This window comes from Paenarthrobacter sp. TE3676 (assembly GCF_056279165.1).
This window is the reverse complement of the sequence record NZ_JBWBQU010000003.1, coordinates 196,230-215,299: the sequence shown is the minus strand read 5'-3', so window position 1 is coordinate 215,299 and position 19,070 is coordinate 196,230. Positions and strand designations below refer to the sequence as shown.

12 protein-coding genes are annotated in these 19,070 nt (G+C 60.1%); 6 read left to right on the top strand and 6 right to left on the bottom strand.

Annotation, left to right across the window (positions count from 1 at the left end; genetic code table 11):
- Positions 1–4: 4 nt before the first annotated feature.
- Positions 5–2,749: a S8 family serine peptidase gene (locus tag ACZ881_RS08520; protein WP_476114192.1), complete on the bottom strand. Its 2,745-nt coding sequence runs from the start codon at positions 2,747–2,749 to the stop codon at positions 5–7.
- 250 nt (positions 2,750–2,999) lie between these two features.
- Between ACZ881_RS08520 and ACZ881_RS08515 the strand changes: the two genes are divergently transcribed.
- Entirely contained in the window at positions 3,000–5,159 is a 2,160-nt protein-coding gene (locus tag ACZ881_RS08515) for a carboxypeptidase regulatory-like domain-containing protein (protein ID WP_476114191.1), read from the top strand.
- Between the two features lie 93 nt (positions 5,160–5,252).
- On the opposite strand, the gene ACZ881_RS08510 is transcribed toward ACZ881_RS08515, so the two are convergent.
- Complete coding sequence (locus ACZ881_RS08510) at positions 5,253–5,624, bottom strand: PH domain-containing protein (protein WP_091469526.1); 372 nt, start codon at positions 5,622–5,624, stop codon at positions 5,253–5,255.
- Between the two features lie 17 nt (positions 5,625–5,641).
- Positions 5,642–6,112, bottom strand: coding sequence for a TM2 domain-containing protein (locus ACZ881_RS08505; protein ID WP_476114189.1), 471 nt, complete (start codon positions 6,110–6,112; stop codon positions 5,642–5,644).
- A 215-nt stretch (positions 6,113–6,327) separates the two neighbouring features.
- On the opposite strand from ACZ881_RS08505, the gene ACZ881_RS08500 reads away from it, so the two are divergent.
- The 3 genes from ACZ881_RS08500 (at position 6,328) to ACZ881_RS08490 (ending at position 10,416) form a co-directional block, all read left to right on the top strand.
- On the top strand, positions 6,328–7,839 hold the full coding sequence (locus tag ACZ881_RS08500) for a GmrSD restriction endonuclease domain-containing protein (protein ID WP_476114188.1): 1,512 nt from the start codon (positions 6,328–6,330) through the stop codon (positions 7,837–7,839).
- 124 nt (positions 7,840–7,963) lie between these two features.
- Positions 7,964–9,514, top strand: coding sequence for a glucose-6-phosphate dehydrogenase (gene zwf, locus ACZ881_RS08495; protein WP_476114186.1), 1,551 nt, complete (start codon positions 7,964–7,966; stop codon positions 9,512–9,514).
- On the top strand, positions 9,511–10,416 hold the full coding sequence (locus tag ACZ881_RS08490) for a glucose-6-phosphate dehydrogenase assembly protein OpcA (protein ID WP_476114184.1): 906 nt from the start codon (positions 9,511–9,513) through the stop codon (positions 10,414–10,416). The genes zwf and ACZ881_RS08490 overlap by 4 nt, the downstream gene beginning before the upstream one ends.
- Here the strand turns inward: ACZ881_RS08490 and ACZ881_RS08485 are convergent.
- Together ACZ881_RS08485 and ACZ881_RS08480 are read right to left on the bottom strand one after the other, a co-directional pair.
- Positions 10,413–11,210, bottom strand: a complete 798-nt coding sequence (locus ACZ881_RS08485; protein WP_474658764.1) for an aspartate dehydrogenase domain-containing protein — start codon at positions 11,208–11,210, stop codon at positions 10,413–10,415. The genes ACZ881_RS08490 and ACZ881_RS08485 overlap by 4 nt on opposite strands.
- Positions 11,211–11,256: 46 nt before the next feature.
- Positions 11,257–11,814 carry a MarR family winged helix-turn-helix transcriptional regulator gene (locus ACZ881_RS08480; protein WP_429330382.1) on the bottom strand — a complete coding sequence of 186 codons (558 nt, stop codon included), beginning with the start codon at positions 11,812–11,814 and terminating at the stop codon, positions 11,257–11,259.
- Between the two features lie 274 nt (positions 11,815–12,088).
- On the opposite strand from ACZ881_RS08480, the gene ACZ881_RS08475 reads away from it, so the two are divergent.
- Together ACZ881_RS08475 and ACZ881_RS08470 are read left to right on the top strand one after the other, a co-directional pair.
- Positions 12,089–13,717, top strand: coding sequence for a sigma-70 family RNA polymerase sigma factor (locus tag ACZ881_RS08475; RefSeq protein ID WP_476114183.1), 1,629 nt, complete (start codon positions 12,089–12,091; stop codon positions 13,715–13,717).
- A gap of 394 nt (positions 13,718–14,111) precedes the next feature.
- Positions 14,112–16,577, top strand: coding sequence for a choice-of-anchor L domain-containing protein (locus tag ACZ881_RS08470; RefSeq protein WP_476114182.1), 2,466 nt, complete (start codon positions 14,112–14,114; stop codon positions 16,575–16,577).
- 90 nt (positions 16,578–16,667) lie between these two features.
- On the opposite strand, the gene ACZ881_RS08465 is transcribed toward ACZ881_RS08470, so the two are convergent.
- On the bottom strand, positions 16,668–19,028 hold the full coding sequence (locus ACZ881_RS08465; protein WP_476114181.1) for a glycosyltransferase family 2 protein: 2,361 nt from the start codon (positions 19,026–19,028) through the stop codon (positions 16,668–16,670).
- Positions 19,029–19,070: the final 42 nt, after the last annotated feature.

The window sequence follows — 19,070 nt, the reverse complement described above, 5'->3', positions numbered from 1 at the left end:
ATGGCTATGGCATGCGGTAAAGGAATGCCGCCATGGCGTCCCGGTTGATCGGCGAAAGGGGTTTGTAGACCCGGCTACCGTCGGATTCGACCCAACCCGTCGAGATTTCCATCTCTGACATCCATGCCATTTCGTAGGAGAACTGCTGGCCCGGGACCACGTCCTTGAAAGGCCGGAGATCCATGTTGTCGATCCGGGGCTCCCCAGCGAGACGGTACAGGAAAGCAGCCATGGCATCGCGGTTGATCGGCGTCAGAGGCCTGTACGTTCGTGAGCCATCGTTCTCTGTCCAACCGGAGGAGATCTTCTGGTCCGCAAGCCACGCCATCTCCTTGTAGAACAGCTGGGTGGTCAGCACATCCTTGAACGGCGAGGTGGCTGGCGGAGCGTAATCCGGCGAACCTGCCATCCGGTAAAGGAATGCGGCCATGGCATCACGGTTAATAGGCGTCAACGGCTTATAGGCCACCGACCCGTCAGCCGCTGTCCAACCTTTGGAGATGCCCTGATCTGCGAGCCACGCCATTTCCTTGTAGAACTGCTGGGTGGTCAGGACGTCCGTGAACGGCGACTCGGCCGGCGGCACGAAATCCGGGCCCTTGGCACTGAAACGCTCCGTCCAGGTGGTGGCACCCGGAAGCAGCACGTAACCTTCCTTGGCGACTGCTGAGACCGTGACCCGGCCGGTGGCCGGATGACTCCCGGAGGCGACCGTTCCGCCGTCGATAAGGTAGTTAATGCCCGCAACCTCGGGGATAGCGTAGGTGTCATTGTCCGTATACGGCGCGTCCGTGAAGACCACGGATTCTGGAGTTACTGCTCTATCTGCAGCCACCACCAAGCCAGTGGGCTCGCTGAGGAGCGACTGTGGCTGGTAGCCCGGCTTTGATGCGGAAACCTTGAGCGTGATCGCCTTGCTCAGGTCCGCATCAGTGATGGTGTAGGTCTGTCCCGTGGCGCCGTCGATGGGAGTTCCATCGCGTCGCCACTCCAGGGCGAGGTTCACAGGCGCAGGCGCCCAGGTGCCGACGTCGGCTGTCAGCAAACCACCGACGTACGGAGCGCCCTTGATGGCGGGTTCGGCAACGGTTAGTTTCCCAATTGCCACGGGTTGGGTGGGCGCTGACGTTACAGATACATCGGGTTGCTTCGGCTTCTTGCCCGTCACAGTCACTGTGATGGTAGCGCCCAAGTCTTCAGGCCCCAGAACGTACTGAGTTCCGGTGGCATTAGTGACAACGCCATTTCGCTTCCACTGCTGCTCGGTAACGACGTAACCAGCAGGCTCCCACGCGCCGGGAGACATGGTTAGAGTCCCACCAACTATCGCGTCGCCGGAAATTGTAGGGGTGCCGGGGACAATCGAGACAGCGTCCGCGGCAACGTTTGCAAGGGCCGCCCCAGCGTCCACGAGGCCGCCACCGCATCCACCCGGGCAATCGCTGACAGGCCGTGCGGTTGCCTTCAATTTCTGTTCCACCTCGGCAGGCGTCAAGGCCGGCAGCACGGAATACATCATCGCTGCTACCGCTGCTACGTGCGGCGCGGACATGGAGGTTCCCTGCTTGAAGAAGTAATCGTTCGAGTGCTGCGTGGACACCACACCATTGAGCGCCTGGCCGAACATGTCTCCCCCGGGCGCAACCACGTCAACGTTTACCCCGAAGTTGGAGTACCACGCCTTACTTCCCGTGCGTGTGGTGGCACCGACCACAAGGACGTTTTGGCAGTTGGCAGGCGCAACCGCCGAGGCATCGATCCTGTTGTTGCCCGCTGAGACCACCACAGATACACCCTTGCTCCGGGCAAAGTCGAAAGCGTCTTGGTAGATGGCAGTGCACTGTCCCGGACTACCAAGACTAAGGTTGATGACGCGCGCAGGATTGGCGTTTGTGGGTACGCCGGGAACGGCTCCGCCTGCGGCCCAAATGACTGACTCAGCAATGTCTGAGGAATATCCACCACAAACCCCCATGGCCCTAATGGGTACCACCTTGGCTTTGGGAGCCACGCCGGCTACGCCTATCTTGTTGCCGGCAACCGCAGCAACGATTCCAGCCAGATGCGTCCCGTGCCAGGTGTCGCCCTCGGCTGGAGACCCGGGTCCGCATTGACCGTAATAGGTAGCATCCCCTTCATCGCGGGGGTTGGGATCCCGCCCGTCCCCGTCTTTGGCCATCTCCGGAAAACTCAACATGTCGTAGCCCGGCAGGACGTTCGTGTCCAGATCGGTGTGGCTTAGAATTCCCGAGTCAATAACGGCGACTACAGATCCTTCGCCCTGGCTGATATCCCAAGCCTTAAGGACGTTCATGCCGCCAGCCCCTGGGATGTGCGGCCACTGAAGGTTATAGAAATGGTCGTTGGGCGCCACCGCGAAAGGCCGCATGATGGTGTCCGGTTCGGCGTACTCCACATTGGGATCCGCTGCCAGCGCCGCCGCGAGTTCAGTGGCTTCACCGGCGTCCAGCTTCCGGTCCATCTTGAGCACCTCTTGGCCGGAGGCGGTAGTCCGTGAGGAACTAACGGCGATGCCCAAGGCGCTGCTCGCGCGGCCAAGGGAGGACTGACGGTCGGCGGACTTGATGCCCGCCCGTTCCTTGAACTTCACAATGAACTGGTCCGTGGGAACTGGCACGGACTCGGTGGCCATAGCTCGCAGTTCGGCGACCGGCGCCGGTGCGTCATCGGCGACGGCGGGAATCACCGGCAAGGCAGCCCCCACCATTGCGGCAATACCGGCAAACATCAAACGGGAGCGCACACTTGCTATTAGCCGGTTTTTCACTACGAAACGCCCTCTGCATAAACGCCCCGAGAGAGCGCGGAATGGGGCCGCAAGTCAACGGCCAGCATGAGTTTAGCCAACGAGTAGAGTTTCCCGCGAATCTGCACGCGACTATTTACAAAGGCGTTTCGGCTAGCTCCACACAGAGCCCTTATGATCACCTCGGGCCCGTTGTATCGAGGCTCTTCAATCGCACGGAATATGGGGACCCATGAGGGCAATTTCGCGTGGCCGTTTCAGGCTCGCACTAATACTGGTTGCAGGAACTATCCTGGCCACTCTGCCCAGCGGGTTTGCATCCCCCGCCGTCGCCGCGGCCACGGGCAGCATCTCGGGTACGGTTACGGTTCCTGCGGGTGTGGACGTGAACAAAGTCAATGTCACCGTATCTGGCCCGACTTATCGGACCTTGGGGGTGAATCCCAGCGGCGAATACACGATAGTGGGACTCGCAGCGGGTGAATATTCGGTGCGCTTCGAGGAGGATGCCAGCCCCAAACACGTGTACAGCACGTACTACGGCTCCGCCGTCTATGAGCAATCGACACGGGTGGACGTCGCCGCGGGCACGGCAGTGACCGGGATTGACCAGCAAATGTCCACCGGCGGGCGTATTCAAGGCAAAGTCTCGGTTCCCGCTGGAACCAAGGCTGCTGACATGTACGTGGGTGTTAGCTCAGATTCATACCAAGAAGGCGCGGTTGCTTCACCGGATGGTTCCTACAACGTGGGTCCGTTGGCCCCTGGCGACTACACGCTGAACTTCAGCACGTCGGTTCAACCGATCCCGGTGCTTCAGGCCTACTACCCAGGAGTCAAGGACCACGAGCAAGCGCAGAAGATCTCCGTGGCCCAAGGAGACATCGTCACAGGGATCAACCAAACCCTGCAGCCGGCCGCGATAATCTCCGGTCGTCTCGCACTCCCCGCTGATGCAGTACCTTTTTCCATATTCGCGGAGGCAAGGTCGAGCAATGATCTCCAAGCAGTTTCCGCGGTGTACGTCGAAAACGGGGTCTACAGCATAGGAGGACTTGAGGCCGGAACATACAAACTGTTCTTCAATGCCAGCGATATCAAGATTGCCTCCATGTGGCACGGCGGGCTGCCCACTGCAGCGGCGTCGCCCACCATCACAGTGGCCGCAGGCGAACGTCTAACCGGTCCGACGGACACGGCAGTTCCGGCAGCCACGATCACAGGTTCCCATGCTTCCGGGGCATCCAACACGGACGTTCAGGTCGTCACGGCCGATGGGACCGTTGTCCAGGGCGGTTTCTCCACAGGGCCCCAATCGTTCATGGTGCCCAACCTTTTCCCGGGCACCTACAAAGTCCAGTTCAACCGCTCCAGCGGGTTCACGACTGCTCAGGAAGGTCAGTATTACAACAATCTTCCAGAGAGCTCCGGTTTGGGAAGCGCGACGTCGGTGACAGTAGCGGGAGGGCAGACCCTCACCAACATCAACCCAACGTCACGGGTGGGTGGAACCCTCTCGGGCAAGATCCTGGGGCCCGGCGGCGCCCCACTGACCAACGTACCGGTCCGTGTGTACACAAAGGACGACACGCTGGTGACCCGTAAAGCGAACACCCAGGGGGACGGAACCTTCCAAGTCACCGGCCTCAGCACAGGCAACTACTTCGTTTCGGCCGGACCTGACGGTGGTTCCGGCCCGATCTTCTCCGGCAACGTCCTTTCCGAAGCGAACGCCAGGTCCGTTTCTACTGCACCGGGGCGGAACACGGACATCGGGACCCTCAACTACGCCACAGCCACGCAAGGCACTCAAGCATTCGACGACGTCCCGCTGAGCGCACAATTCGAGGACGAGATCCTCTGGCTCGCAAACAAAGGCATCTCTACAGGCTGGGAAGTGAACGGGACCAGGATCTACAAGCCCTTGAGCCCCGTAAATCGTGATGCCATGGCTGCCTTCATGTACAGGCTTTCAGGGAAACCTGACTTCACCGCGCCCGGTGTTTCCCCATTCAAGGACCTGCCAGTCGGAGCACAGTTCTATAAGGAAATCACCTGGCTCGCTGACAAGGGCATCTCCACCGGTTGGGAAGAGGCTGACAAGACCAAGACCTACCGGCCACTGCAGCCAGTGAACCGCGATGCCATGGCCGCCTTCATGTACCGTCTGGCGGGCGAGCCGGACTTCACGGCACCCGAGGTCTCGCCTTTCGCCGACGTTCCGGTGGGAGCACAGTTCTACAAGGAGATCACTTGGCTCGCAGCTCAAGGCATCTCAACGGGTTGGGCTGAAACAGGCAACACCAAGTCCTTCAAGCCGCTGTTGCCCGTGAACCGCGATGCGATGGCAGCGTTCATGTTCCGCTACAACAGCAAATTCGGCACGCTCTAATGCCAGGGTCCCGCTGCCCGATGATGCGACAAATACGAATGATCTAAGCCAAGAGGGCGGCCGAAATCTCCGGCCGCCCTCTTTCAGCGAAAACTACTTCGTGGTCAGCATGTTCCAAAGAATCAGATCGTGCGCATGCCGGGCTTTGTCGTCACCGCGGAAATCAGCTTCTTTAATGCTTCCCCCGGTATCTATGCCAATGCTCGACGTAGAAGCGAACCGGCCCATCATCGATTTGTTGGACAGCATGGAGACGGACCGGATGTTCTTGTAGGGCACGGACACGATGGCGAGCTTGTTGCCCACAAAGCTCTTGTCTTGCAGGATGACCCGCATGTTCGTGATCCCGACGAAGCCGGTACCAACACCGATGCAGTCGTAGACCGCATAGACTATTTCGCCCTGCAGGAGACCTGCCCTGATTTGCTCGAGTTGCTCGGGCTTGTCGTGAATGACGTTGCTCAAAGTTTTGCCTTCCCGCGTCAGTCGCGAAGGGGAACGCCCTTGGCGTCCCTCCGGAAGTACTCAGCACCGGCAAGGATCATAATGCCCTCCACGAGGCCCCAAAGACCCACCAATCCGAACGTGAAGATGCCCAGCACTACCGTGAGAACCAGCTGGATGACTCCAATAGTGGTGTAGCCCAGGTAGAAGCGGTGGATGCCGAGGCCGCCCAGGAAGATTCCCAAAAGGCCGGCGGCGATCTTCGACTTCGGCTGAGGGTAGCCGTAGGCCATGTTGGGCTGAGGCGGCTGCACCCCGTACTGAGGCTGCTGGGGCACCTGCGGTTGCGCGTAGTACTGAGGCTGAGGCGGCTGGGCGCCGTACTGCGGCTGTGGAGGCTGCGGTTGCGCGTACTGCGGCGGCTGAGCGGAATAATCCGGCTGCTGCGGCGCCGGAGGCTGGTTGCCCTCCGGAGTATCAGGATTGTTGTCGGGGTGCGGCTGTGTCATGGGGATGCCTTTCGGAGAATGTTGATCCAGCCCAAGGTGGAGGGCATCGACAGTCTTCAACAAGATCCCCAACATCCATGTGCCGATCATCAGTCTGACGGACGCAGCCCCGCCACGCCACAACTAAACCATGTTCTTTATCTGCCGGTCCCCGCGGGTAGCATCCGAGAGAATGCGCTGCTCAGAGCGCACACAATCGAATATGGGGAACCCAGATGCCCAAGGCACTTTCGTGGTTGGCGGCACTTTCGCTGACCGCGTCGGCGGCTGTCTTTATGCCGCAAACCGCTATGGCCGCAGAAACGGCAAGCGTTTCAACACTTTTCTCGTCCTTGTCTGTCACGGCCGAAACGAACACCGGCTACGACCGCGATCTCTTTCAGCATTGGATAGATGCCGACGGCGACGGCTGCGACACACGCTCCGAGGTGCTCCAACTGGAGTCACTGTCGCCGGTGACGTTCGGCTCGGGCTGCACCGTAGCGACGGGTCAGTGGAACTCCTGGTACGACGGCGGCACCTGGACTGTTGCGTCCGACGTCGACATCGACCACATGGTTCCCCTCGCGGAAGCCTGGGGTTCCGGCGCGAGCGCCTGGACGGCCGAGCAGCGGCGCGACTACGCCAACGACGTCACCTTGGACGTGGCCCTCGAAGCCGTGACAGACAACGTGAACCAGTCCAAGAGCGACCGCGATCCAGCAGAATGGATGCCACCGCTGGCCGGAACCGCCTGCGAATACGTCACGGACTGGGTGCTGGTGAAATACCGCTGGCAGTTGACCGTTGATGCAGCCGAATCCGCAGCAATTTCCTCCACCTTGCAGGGCGGCTGCGGAACCAACGTGGTCCCCGTGCCGACCATCGCTGTTGAATCCACACCCGTTGATCCGGGCCCCATCACTTTCAGTGACGTCAGCGGCTCCACCCAATTCAACGTGGAAATTTCCTGGCTCGCTTCCCAAGGCATTTCCACCGGTTGGGTGGAAGCCGACGGTAGCCGGACCTATCGGCCGCTGAATGCCGTAAACCGCGACGCTATGGCGGCCTTCCTGTATCGTCTGGCCGGCAAACCTGCCTTCACTCCCCCGGCGACGTCGCCTTTCACCGACATCACGCCGTCGAGCCAGTTCTACAAGGAAATAACGTGGCTCGCGGCAAGCGGCATCTCCACAGGATGGACGGAGCAGGACGGTTCCAAGACCTACCGTCCACTTAGCCCGGTCAACCGCGACGCCATGGCTGCCTTCCTGTACCGGTTCGGGGGCAATCCCGCGTTCTCGGCACCGAGCACCTCACCGTTCGTGGACGTCCAGGTCGGAAGCCAGTTCTACCAACAGATCACCTGGCTGGCATCGCAGGGCATCTCCACTGGTTGGGACATTGGCTACGGCTGCCGTGCCTACAACCCGGTTCAGCCGGTGGCCCGCGACGCCATGGCCGCGTTTATGTACCGCTTCGTCAATGGTGGCGCCGGCGGAATCACGGGGAACAGCTGTTCCCCTCCGCCGCCGCCGGTAACGCCGCAGCCTCCGGTGACTCCGCCGCCGCCTGTTACGCCGCAGCCTCCGGCCAACCCTGGTGACACCAAGAACTGCACGAGTTTCAGTACTTGGCAGGCCGCCCAAGCCTGGTTCGACACCTACTACCCGTGGTACGGCGACGTCGCGCGCCTGGACTCCGACGGCGACCGCATCGCGTGCGAGTCCCTGCCCGGCCACCCGTAGCGGAATTACGACGGCGGGTCTTGGCTTCTGATGCCAAGACCCGCCGCGCCACTACACAAACGGGCAGTATCTCCCATCCATTTATGGCGTTCCAGCTATCGGCCCAGGGCCCCATGCTAGATGCATGCCCCCTTTTGAGCTTGGATCAGACGCCTGGCGGAATCCTTTGCGGGATCCGCGGGATCGGCGCCTGAATCGTATTGCCGGGCCGTCGTCGTTGGTGTTCTTCGGAGTCACTGGTGATCTTGCCCGTAAGAAGCTGATGCCGGCGGTCTATGACCTTGCTAATCGTGGGTTGTTGCCTCCGAGCTTTGCTTTGGTGGGTTTCGGCCGTCGTGAGTGGGATAACGCGGATTTCGCGGCCGAGGTCAAGGAAAACGTCAAGGCCCATGCCCGGACGAAGTTCGATGAGGCCGTGTGGGAGCAGTTGGCTTCGGGGATCCGTTTTGTTCGGGGCGAGTTCGACGACGATGACGCTTTCGAGCGTCTCGGTGATGTGCTCGATGAGCTGGATGAGACCCGTGGCACCCGGGGTAATCATGGTTTCTATTTGTCGATCCCGCCCAAGGCGTTCGAGCAGGTGTGCCGGCAGTTGTCCAAGCACGGCCTGGCGCAGGCCAAGCCGGGTCAGTGGCGTCGTGTGGTGATCGAGAAGCCGTTCGGGCATGACTTGGAGTCGGCCCGGCAGTTGAACGACATTGTGGAGTCGGTGTTCCCGGCTGATGCGGTGTTCCGGATTGATCATTATTTGGGGAAGGAGACGGTGCAGAACATTCTGGCGTTGCGTTTCGCGAACCAGTTGTTCGAACCGCTCTGGAACGCCAATTACGTGGATCATGTCCAGATCACCATGGCCGAGGACATCGGCACCGGCGGCCGTGCGGGCTATTACGACGGTGTGGGTGCTGCCCGTGACGTGATCCAGAACCACCTGCTGCAATTGCTGGCGCTGACCGCGATGGAAGAGCCGATCTCGTTTAATGCCGATGATTTGCGGGCGGAGAAGGAAAAGGTCCTCGCGGCGGTCAAACTGCCCGAGGACCTGTCCACGCATTCGGCGCGGGGTCAGTTCACCGGCGGGTGGCAGGGCGGTGAGGAAGTCCTGGGGTATTTGGATGAGGACGGGATTCCGGCTGATTCGAAGACCGAAACTTATGCTGCGATCCGGGTGGATATCAATACCCGCCGGTGGAATGGTGTGCCGTTCTACCTGCGTGCCGGTAAGCGCCTGGGCCGGCGGGTGACCGAGATCGCGGTGGTGTTCAAGCGGGCACCGAACCTGCTGTTCCGTGACCACAACGATGATGACTTCGGTCAGAACGCCGTGGTGATCAGGGTCCAGCCCGACGAGGGCGCCACGATCCGGTTCGGGTCCAAGGTCCCGGGCACGCAGATGGAAGTCCGGGATGTGACCATGGACTTCGGCTACGGTCACTCCTTTACCGAGTCCAGCCCCGAAGCCTACGAACGTCTCATCCTGGACGTGCTGTTGGGCGAACCGCCGCTGTTCCCGCGGCACCAGGAAGTGGAACTGTCCTGGAAGATCCTGGACCCGTTCGAGGAATACTGGGCCGGGCTCGATGAACAACCGCAACCCTACGCACCGGGCAGTTGGGGGCCGGCCTCGGCCGACGCCTTGCTGGCCCGTGACGGACGAACCTGGAGAAGGCCATGATCGTAGATCTTCCCGATACCACCACCTCCAAGATCTCCAAGAAGATCATGTCGCTGCGCGAACAAGGCGGCGTGATCGCTCTGGGGCGTGTGCTGACCCTGGTGGTGGTGACCAAGTCCGGGCAGGAAGAAGACGCCATCGAGGCAGCCAACGAAGCCAGTAGGGAACACCCCTGCCGGATCATCGTCCTGGCCGATGCAGGCGTTGAAGGCCCGGACCGGCTCGACGCGCAAATCCGGGTAGGTGGCGACGCCGGCGCGTCCGAAGTCATTGTCCTGCGCGGACACGGGCACATGGCCCACGAAAGCGAATCCCTCGTCGCGGCCCTGCTCCTCCCGGACGCACCGATCGTGGCCTGGTGGCCGCACGGCGCCCCGGAAAGCGCCTGCGAGACATCCATCGGCCGGATCGCGCACCGGCGCATCACCGACTCAGCCAACGAACCCGACCCCCGCCGGGCTCTGGAGAACATCCGGGCCACCTACAAAGCCGGCGACACCGACCTCGCCTGGACCCGCCTGACCAACTGGCGCATGCAACTCGCCGCCGTCTTCGACCACGTCGACGCCCAGTCCGTGACCGCCGTCGAGGTTCAAGGCGCCTCCGATTCCCCCAGCACCCACCTCTTGGCAGCGTGGCTTAAGCACTCCCTGAACGCTCCCACCACTGTTGTGGAAGGAGAGACAGGGATGGGCATCCGCAGCATCAGGCTCCGCCGCGATAACGGGGATGTCCAGCTGTCCCGGCCGGGTCAATCAGGGGTGATCCTGACCCAGCCGGGACAGCCCGCACAACGCATCACCCTCCCCCGCAGAAGCCTCAAAGACTGCCTCGCAGAAGAACTCCGACGCCTGGACCCCGACGAAGTCTTCGGAGAAGTGATCGGCGCGAGGCGCGCTTAGATCATCCCGCCGCGCGCGCCGATGATCAGTTCCAAGGACCGGAGCACAGCGAACGGTACAACGCCGCTGGTGCGCGGGTTTTGGGGCGATACTTTATTGCAGATTTCAAAGCGGTAATTCCCGCTGTTTCCAGAAGCCTCGATCAAGTGCGTCGTCAGCTCAGCCGCCGGGTCGGCTCTCACAGAGACCGCCACAGCGTCCCAGTCGTCTACCGCGAGGGCGACGGCGGCAGCCACGTTGAGCGACTTGGGGAACAATTGAGTGGCTCGGGCGGCGGACCCGGCAAAGATCTCGATGGGGCCGGCAGTATTCCGAATGCGATCAGCCTCAACCTCGTCCATCCAGGGCTGAATCAGGGAACCAGGCAGCTTGGTTGTGGTTATCCTGACGGCGTCGTACCCCGTTGCGCGGGCGCCCGACGCCAACAGGTCCAAGCCACCAATGGAGCCCGGGGTCAAGAAGAGCCTGCCAGGGCCTGCGGCCGACAGTTGCTGTGAGAGGTGTGGGTCCGCAAGCGCCCCGAGTGATGTAGCGAGCAGGTCTACCCCCGCTGAAAGCACAGCCTCGCCATGCTCAACCAAGACCTCCTGCCCAGCACATTCAACCAGGAGGTCACAGCGCTCCAGCGCTTGTTCCATCTCAAGCTGCGGTGCCGGCGCGTTGTCTATGGCGCTGCGGCAAATGATCCCCTCAAGGGTGGCCCCCTTGACCTTTCCAGCTGCAATGTCAGCAGCAACACGAGCCCCAATGGCTCCATGTCCGATGATTCCGATCCTGCGGGCTCCTGGCTTCATTCGATTCCTTGCTTGATGGAGTGGATGGACGAACCCGCGCCGTGATCTAGACGTTCAGCGTAAGTTCGTCCGCGGAGGAAGCCTTCGGGTCGTAGGCGACGATGGAGGCTTCGGTTTTTTTCAGTAGCAGCGCCAGTTGTTCGATCTCCTTGGCGGTCAGGCCGGCGAGCATGTTGCGCTGCGTTTCCAGATGCTTTGAAATGACCTCGTCAATGAGCTCTTTGCCATGGTCCGTCATCTGGGCGTAGACCACCCGACGATCCTCCTTCGACCGAACGCGCTCAATGAGGTTTTGTTCCTCCATACGGTCCAGCCGGAAGGTGATGCCGCCCGTGGTCAGCATGGACGAACTGGCCAGTTCACCAGCAGTCTTACGGTGCGGAGGGCCGGATCGACGCAAGTTCGCCAGAACATCAAAGGATGCCAACGTGAGCCCGTACTCCTCATAGTTCACATCCTGCACAGCTCGCTGCCGTGCCACCAGGCTCTGCAAGCGGCCAAAGACGCCGATGGTCCTGGGATCAAGGTCCGGGCGTTCGCGGTGCCAGTCCTCAATGATGGCGTCCACGGCGTCCGTGTCAGTGTTCCGCGATTCGGTGGTCATGCGCACTCACTCCTTCATTCGGTCTAAGCATCTTAACACTGAGCTTCCCAAGGGGTGCGGCAATCTAGACACTTTCCAGCGGCCTCGGTGATGCCTACGCCACCAAAGCGGGTACGGCGACATCATCGCCAGCGCTGTCCTGGCATTGACCGATGGAGGCCACGCCAACGTCTTGACCAACCCAGCCCAACACCAAGCCCCGTTGTTCCACGCCGAACGAAACACTGGCTTAATAGATAGGACCTAAAAGATAGGAACGTCTGTGGCGACGGCGATGGAGACTGTGAGTGATGCTGATCTTGTCTTGAGGGTTCGGTCGGGGGATCAGGGGGCTTTTGCGAGTCTTTTTGACCGGCATCGGGATATGGCGCGGTATGTCGCGGCGGGGCAGGTGGATAACAGGGCCGATATTGAGGACATTGTTTCGGAGGCGTTTGTTTCAATCCATCAGGCCCTGATGCGTGGCAAGGGTCCTGATACTTTCTTTAGGGCGTATTTGCTGACGGCGGTGCGGCGGATCGCGCAGGCCCAGAACCGGTTGGCGGCCCGTAGCCTGCCGGTTTCGGATAGTTTTGTGCTGGACCGGGTTGAGGATCCTGAGGACCCGGCGGTGGTCGGGTTTGAGTCCAGCACGGTGGCGGCCGCGTTCAAATCCCTGCCCGAGCGCTGGCAGGAAGTCCTGTGGTACGTGGACATTGAGGGAATGAAACCCGCCGCGGCATCGGAAGTCTTAGGGATCACCCCGAACGGGGTCTCGTCGCTGGCCATCCGGGCCCGTGAAGGCCTGCGGCAAGCCTATTTGCAGGGCCATATCAAAGACTCAACTTCCAAGGAATGTGAAGGGTATCCGGATCAGTTGGGGGCCTACTCGCGGAATGGTCTGAGTCGGCGGGCGCACCAGAAAGTCCAGAGCCATCTGGAATCCTGTTCGAGATGCACTGCCCTGCTCCTGGATCTCAATGACGTGCAGTCTGCCATGAGGGCCATCATCTTCCCCTTGATCGCGGGAGTGGCCCTGACCTCGGCCGCTCCCGGGATCACGGGCGCCGCTGGACTCACCGGCGCGGCTGGACTCGCGGGTACTGCTGGGATCGCGGGTACCGGGGTGGTGGCCGGTGCCGGCGGCGAGGCTGCTCCGAAGTCCATCGCTGCCATGATGAAAGTTGGGGCAGCGGGGTTGACAGGGGCGGTCATTATTGTGGGCGCCACCATAGCTTTGGCAGGAACCGGAACCAACAACCCCGGCACACCGCAGGCCGGTGAGGTACCGGCCGTATCCACGGCTCACCCCTCGAGGACCTCCAACCCATTGCCGGAAGACCCTCCCGCGGGTCCCGAGGAACTCCCCGCCCTGAACGGCGTCCAACGCAGCCCAGCGAGCTTCCCCGCGCCGCCGCCCCGTCCGGTCGCTTTGCCTGCCCCGCCCATGGCCGCTCCTCCGAAGACCCCTGCAGTCCTGCCGACAGCGCCTGGGATGGGCACAACGGCTGGCCCAACAACCCCAACACCAATGCCAACCCCGACCCCAACACCGACCCGGTCCGTAGCACCAGAGGTCACGGCCACCGTGAGCACCGGGGCTGGCGTAAACGCAGCCGATGTCGAGGCGAAAATCACCTTCACCATTGCCGGCCAAACAGCCACCGAAGCCGCTGAAGTGATCTTCTCCGTCTCCGAAGGGGCAACCCTGATCCCGGGAAAACTCATCCAACCGGCAGGATGGTCCTGCGCAGCACATATCGACGCCGCAAAAGAAGTCCGGTGCACGAGCACAGCGGTGGAGCCCGGAAACCTGCAATTCACGCTAGGTATCTCCCGGCAAGACCCGGTCTCTCAAACCACCCTCGACTACCAACTCACGGGAACGGGACTGCCTACAACCACCTTCTCCCACATCTTCTGAGCACACAGCAAAGCCTCGCCGATCTCGGTAGCTAAGTTCCGGCTTTGTTGACACTCCAACAGACAGGCTCCTTGCTTCATACTCGTGGTGCATATGGACTTAATAACTAAAAGACCTTTATGATCACGGCAACAGCGAAATTCGTTATCATGCGAAGCCCGCTGGAGTAATAAAATAAATGCCCTACTTTGCGATAGCTCAGTATCGCAAAGCCGCCCTAAATGACTCGCATCAATTCCGTTCGCACCCAGGTCTTCCGCCAATGAGGCAATTGGCGGCTGCCCGATTCATTTTGAGAGAGCGCCCCTTGAGCACATCACCTGATACGCCTATGCCCAGCCCCAAAGCGGGGCACCCCCGAAGGACCCACTTTTCCCGATCCAGCCGAACCGTCATGGTCGGCATTTTTTGTGCTTCCTTGGTACTCACCGGCCAAACGGCAGCAACAGCCGCCGGCGAAACAGAAAATGCCGTGACATTCACCGACGTACCTGCAGGCATGATGTTTGCGAAGGAAATGTCATGGCTGGCAAATGAAGGCATCTCCACCGGCTGGTCCGACGGAACATACCGTCCTTTGACCGCAATCAATCGTGATGCAATGGCCGCGTTCCTCTACCGGCTGGCAGGATCGCCGGAATTCACGGCACCAAGCACCTCCCCGTTCCAGGATGTCAGCCCCGGCCAGCAGCACTACAAGGAAATGGCATGGCTTCACGAGGAGGAAATCTCCACCGGGTGGGATGTGGGGAACGGTAAACGGGAGTACCGCCCTACGGCCCCGATCAACCGCGACGCCATGGCAGCCTTCCTCTACCGCTTTGAAAACAAGCCTGATTTCCAGGCACCAGCAACGCCTCCGTTCTCTGACATCACCAGCACAACGCAGTTCTACACCGAGATTTCCTGGCTGCATGCGAAGGGCATCGCTACGGGTTGGGATAACGGAGACGGTACGGCTTCCTACCGCCCGCTCTCACCCATCAACCGTGACGCTATGGCGGCATACTTGTACCGCTTATCTTTGCCCCCTGCAGCGGATGGTGTTGTGACATCGCCGGATACCCTGGTGATTGATACCAACACCTTGGCACAGGAATACGTTCAGGGCGATACAACCATCACGTTCAACTCCGTGGGTGCGGGAGCACCGGATATCGACCCCGGCAACGTGCTTGTTTCTGGTTTCTCGGAGTTTACTCCGGACGGAATGTTGGTTCGCGTCCAGCAAGTTACTAATGCTCCGGACGGAAAACAGACAGCTGTTGTCCAACAGGCCACCCTGCCGGACGCCATTTACGACACCAACGGTTTGGTCACCCCCACCACCACCATCGTGAAGCAGGAGTTCATTCCGGCGGATGGTGTGGACGTCATTGATAACGGGCAGGCCTCCGCGGCTCCCTTGAACCGTAACGGCGGTCGAATTCCAGCGGACGAGTTGGCCACCCCAAGTGACGTGTCCCTGCCCATCTTCGAGAAAACATTCAAATTCTCTGACACCCTGAGCAAATCCGTCACAGGAACTGCGTGGAAGACCGTGGATGTGGAGGGCACCGGAACTCTGGCACTCAGCAGTGAATTCGGTGTTGATTCTGCTGTCAACGCAGAAGTGGATATTCACTGGGCGTCACTGAAGGAAGCGAAGTTCACGCTGGACACTGATTTGTCCGCCGAAACAACTGCACGCGCAACGGGAACGCTGACCGGAACCGCGGAAAAGAACCTTGGCACGGTCAATACCTGGGCGCATATCCAAGTTGGCCCAGTCCCTGTAGACATTCAGTTCATCTCCTCCATCGACCTCAAGGCCAAGAGCGAATGGACCGCAGATACCTATGTCACGGCTGCAGCATCTGCAACCACTACGGTTGGCATGTCCTACAAAGACGGCAATTTCCAGCCCGTCGCTGAGTATGGCGGCAACGCCGAAGCAACATTCCAAGGCCCTCAGCTGACCAGTGAATCTTCAGTAACCATCGGACCCACCCTGACCGCAAAGCTGTATGGAATCGCGGGACTTACGGGTGGATTCGATGCATACGCCAACTACGCCACCGGCCCGGAAACCTGTGCACACGAGGTAGGCCTGGCTGGCCGCATAGGCGTGATCGCCGGCGTCGAGGTCTTCGGCATGAAGCTGACAGACGAGTGGAAGAAGGAGATCACCAAGAACCTGGTTCTTTGGGAAGGTGACCTCTGCAAGCCCACACCGCCCGTTGGCGACGTCTCTGAGGAAGTATTCGGCGACGGCATCGCCGTGGAAGAAGACGGCGGAGCAGGTGACTCGTCCCAGTGGGGCAGGGCAACTGACTATGGTCCCGGTGGCGCCGCATGGATCCTGTCCACGGGCAACATGCAGAACTCCGTTGGCACACCCGAACAGCAGGCGTCCAGCGATCTGGGAACACCAGGAAACGCCACGCTGTCCAACTTCATCGGCGATCTGCCCACTTTTGATGCAGCCTCCTACTGGGCCAAAATCATTCCTTCAGGCGACACCCTCCATGTTCGTTACTTCTTTGCCAGCGAGGAATACCCCGAATACGTGGGCAGTGCCTACAACGACGTCATGGGCGTCTTCGTCAACGGAACCAACTGCGCGTTGGTACCCGGTACCCAGAGCCCAATCAGCGTGAACAACGTCAACGATCACACGAATGAAAGTTATTACATTGACAATGCCGCCGGAGCAAGCGGATTCAACACCGCCATGGACGGGATGACCACCGCCCTCACATGTTCGGTTCCCGTGCAACCGGGCGTACCTGTCACCGTGGAAATTGCCGTTGCTGATACCAGTGATGGCATCCTCGACAGTGCCGTAGCGCTGCTCGACGGAGGCATCTGGTCCGACTAACGTTGAGAGCAAGAAAACAGGGCCCTCCGCCACATGGCGGAGGGCCCTGTTTCGTTGATCAGTGCACTGTTTCGCTGATCAACGAAAGGTTCAGCGAAGTGAAATTCGACGACGACGGTCGGTTCCGCAGCGAAGGTCCCGGTTGAGCCTGCGGTCGCCGTGGTAAAGGATCGATTCCCAATCAACTTCCTCGGCCGTTTTGGGTTCAACCAACGATTCGGGCTTTGCTTTCGTTTTGGGCGTCACGTAAAGCCAATTGACTGCTCCCAGGACAACATCCACCGCCGAGTTCCACAAGCCGATATACGACTGGATGCACATCATGGCCAACACTGCATTCAGCGATGCGAAGGCGACGTTGCCCCAATTCCCCTGCTGGGCGTCCCTCCAAACGGTCAGTACCGAGAACGCGACGATGGCGTAAGGAATCAGGACATAAATGGCGGGGGCGGCTGTCCGGTCCTTGACCTTGGGGGTTCGGACAAAGGGGATCTTGTCCCCCGTCAGTCCTTGCTGGAGGGATTTCAGGACGCCGGCGAGGTTGACCGGCAGCAGGATGAGGTTGAAACCGTATATCCGGAAGATGTCGCTAAAACGATGGCCGCAATCGCGAAGGTCTGAACCCATGCACAGGAAATACGGCAAGGCAGCTATAAACACTGCAGGACTAAGGAGCCTGCTGTCATAGGGATAAGCCAGCAGGAAAAGGAGCCCGAAGCTGGCCCAGGTAATGGACGCCATGTAGTTCACACGCAGGAGAACTTCGCGGATGAGTATTCTTTGCCGCTGGTTCCGCCGCTGCGAAAGTTGGTTCCAGAGCTTGGGAAGGATGAGCAAGCCTCCGTTGGCCCAGCGTCGACGCTGCACCACCAGTGAACCGAAGTCCGGTGGCGTTGCACTGTAACTCAGGCGCTCCGGATAATTTACGAGCGTCCATCCGTGCGTGCCCAGGTCAATGCTGGACTCGGTATCCTCAATGACGGTGCGGTCCTGGATATAGGTGCGGATTTCGAACCCGCCAACCGTCTCAACTTCAACAATGTCCTCGAGGGCGTGCTTACGGATAATCGCATTGGCACCCACCCAGAAAGTCGCTCCATAGTACGTCATGCCTTGGTGCAGGATGTGCTGGATATCCGTGGTGGCGCCAGCGATCCTCTCAATCCGGGTAGGTGCACCCCGGAACGAGGAATACGGTGTTTGCGTCACTGCCACACGCTCGTTACCCGCAGATTCCAGGAAGTACACCAAGCGCAGGCAATAGTCCCGCAGCAGCAGGGAATCAGCATCCAAGGTCAGCAAATAGGTACTGTCCGGAACCAAGAGATCGTCATCACGTGGAACCAGGGACGGACGCAAAACCACGCCTCCAGCAGTCTCTTCCCGCCGCCAACGTTTTCCCATGAGGGAAATGTAGGCGTTGAGGTTCATGGCCTTGTTCGCTTCGTGGGACAGGCTGGCATACCTCTTCCGCTCAAAAGTCTCGGTTTGAACGTTGAAAATCCACGTGAGCCTCAGGTAAAGCTGTTCCATCCGCTCCGGGTTTGGGGCCGTGTTCTGCGCCTCCGCTGCATTCAGCGCCAACAAAACCAAGCGAAGTTCACGAGCCAGTCCCATGATGACCAGGTCCACGAAGAATTCGTCCACATGGTCTTCCACGGTTTCAGCCTCCGCCATCGCTTCCAGCCACTCCACCGCGGCCTCATACTCCGCAATCAGGAGTTGGAGCTCGTCCGCTTCAACCGTGGCAGGGGCTTCCGCTGCAAGGGGCGACGTGTGCCTCTCCCTGAAGGTAGCCAACGCCTTGTTTGCGCGCTCTGCCGGAGCAGATAACGCATCTGCAATTTGCCCCGCCAGCGCCCTGGTCTGTTCAAGGCGGTTGATCTTCTCCGGCTCGGTAGGATGCGGAGGATCGTCCAGCAGGAGCACCACCCGCAGATCCGGGAACTCCTGAAGGGCGGCCGACCACAACGTACCCCGCACAACCTGGGGTTCTTCTGCGTAGGACGGAACCAACACCGTCACGGCCTCTTTGTAGTTGGAGAAGTGATTATCAAGTTCACCCCGAGGGACCCTGCGGTGTTCCTTGAACCGGTACAGAGCACCTTGCCGCGCCATAAGGTACATCAGGGCGGAAAACGTCAGGAACGTGACGACAATAAGGTACGAAATCGACTCAAATCCGAAGCGGAATCCTGAGTTCGGATTGTCAACAAGCTGCCGAATAATGGTGGAGACAACGTAATAAAGCCACGCCCCCACCGTCACCAGCATGGCAAGCCTGCCAAGAACGATTTTTCGGGATGACGGCGTTGGATGAACAATGGCCAACGGTTCAGACCGCCGCTCCGACCCCCATTGTCTCTTTCGACCCGTACTTTCCTGACGCTCCGCGGGAAGCTCTTTGGTCTCCCGCTCTACATCGGACAAATCAACCAACTGGTCCGTCATTATTCCCCATCAAACTGTGAACCGCGTCTTCCGGCCCTGTAG